Below are 1,534 nucleotides of genomic sequence, written 5' to 3' on the forward strand. Positions count from 1 at the left end.
AACGACCAGGTCCTGCTCAACGAACAGACCGGCGCCGTCGCCTCCACCGAACACGGCAACAACAACTCCCACAACAACTCCGGAAAGTAAACACCTGCAACAGCCCGGTCATGGACCGCCGGCAAAACACCCCCTTGGAACGCCACCCGGCCAACAGCCGGGTGGCGTTCCTGTCCGCGCCGCCTCAACGACTCGTCCTCCCCCCGAAGCATCAACAGTTTGTTGACAACAGGATGTTGATGCCTGAAGCTGGTGGTGTCGAGGGGTGCCGAGCCGACGGGAAAATGGAGTCTGGAATGAACGAGACCGACGGGACCCGTCAAGGCGGCGACGCTGCGGAGGCTCAGCGCCAAAGCCAGGCCACACGGATGTTGCTGGACCGGGGCGCTTCCGAACTGCCGCCCCGGCCCTGGCTCGGTGAGCGGCAGCCCCCTTCGGCGAGTGACCTGATCCAGCACGTTTTGTGGCGGGCCAACGGGACCGGCCGCGGAGAGGCCGTGGATGGTCTGGACGTGCGGGCCGCCCTCACCCTTGTGTCAGCCGCGCGGGCAGAGATGGATGGCCTGGAAACGGCACTCCTGTTCCTGGCGCGGGCCGAGGGGCTGACCTGGCCCCAGATTGCCCAGAGCCTGGGCCTCCGCTCGGCGCAGGCCGCGCAGCAGCGACAGGATCGACTGTCCGGCAGGCCCGAGACGGGCGTGGTGGGCTGACGTGGAGTTCACTCCTCAGGCCAGTGCCGGAAGGGAAGGCCGCGATCCCGCCGGGGCGGTTCTCACCGGCATCGGCGCCAGCCCTGGCACCGCCTGCGGGACGGCCCGGACCGTTCACAGCGTCGACGAATTCTCCGCGGTGGCCCCCGGCGACGTTTTGGTCTGCCGCCCCACTGACCCCGCCTGGACGCCACTGTTCGGGATCGCCGCCGCCGTCATCACAGAAACGGGCGGGATGCTCTCGCACGCCGCCATCGTGGCCCGCGAACAGGGCATCCCCGCCGTTCTGGGGGTAACCGGCGCGCTGACCCGCATCACGGACGGAACGACGCTCGTGGTCGACGGAACCCACGGAACCGTCCACGCGAAACCAGCAGGTCGCGTGGCAGGTCCATGAGCCCGCAGCAGCCATCCATGCTGTTCACCCTCCACGCCCTGAGGCTGCTCGGCTTCGCTGACACTGAGTCAGTTGCCGCCCGGTTTGGCCAGGATCCGCACGACGTCGAACGGCTCCTCATTGACGCCGGCGCGACAGGGTGGGCGTCGCGCTCCTCATTCGGCGGAAACCGGGGCTGGTCCCTGACCGTGGCCGGCAGGACTGAAAACGAACGGCTCCTGGCCGAGGAGCTGGACAGCGTGGGCGGCCAGGCAGCAGTCACCGCCGTGCACGCGAAGTTTGCACCGCTGAACGCAGGAGTCGTGGCCGCCTGCAGCAAACTCCAACTCCGCTGGCTCGCCGAGGGAAGTCAGCCCAACGATGGGATCGACGAGCCGACACAGCAAACCTTCAACCAGGCGTTGGTGTCCTTGAGCGATCTGGAAGT

The 1,534-nt window shown here is 67.7% G+C and carries 3 protein-coding genes; all 3 read left to right on the top strand.

The window, feature by feature from the left end:
- Positions 1–296: 296 nt before the first annotated feature.
- The gene (locus LQV45_RS31530) at positions 297–710 is read left to right on the top strand and encodes a hypothetical protein (protein WP_230011334.1); all 414 of its coding nucleotides are present in this window, start codon (positions 297–299) and stop codon (positions 708–710) included.
- A gap of 1 nt (position 711) precedes the next feature.
- Entirely contained in the window at positions 712–1,107 is a 396-nt protein-coding gene (locus tag LQV45_RS31535; protein WP_230011336.1) for a PEP-utilizing enzyme, read from the top strand.
- A gap of 17 nt (positions 1,108–1,124) precedes the next feature.
- Positions 1,125–1,534 (top strand): hypothetical protein (locus tag LQV45_RS31540; protein ID WP_230011338.1); only part of this gene is annotated, 410 nt, incomplete at its 3' end.

The sequence above is a fragment of the Microbacterium sp. Bi128 genome, assembly GCF_918698205.1.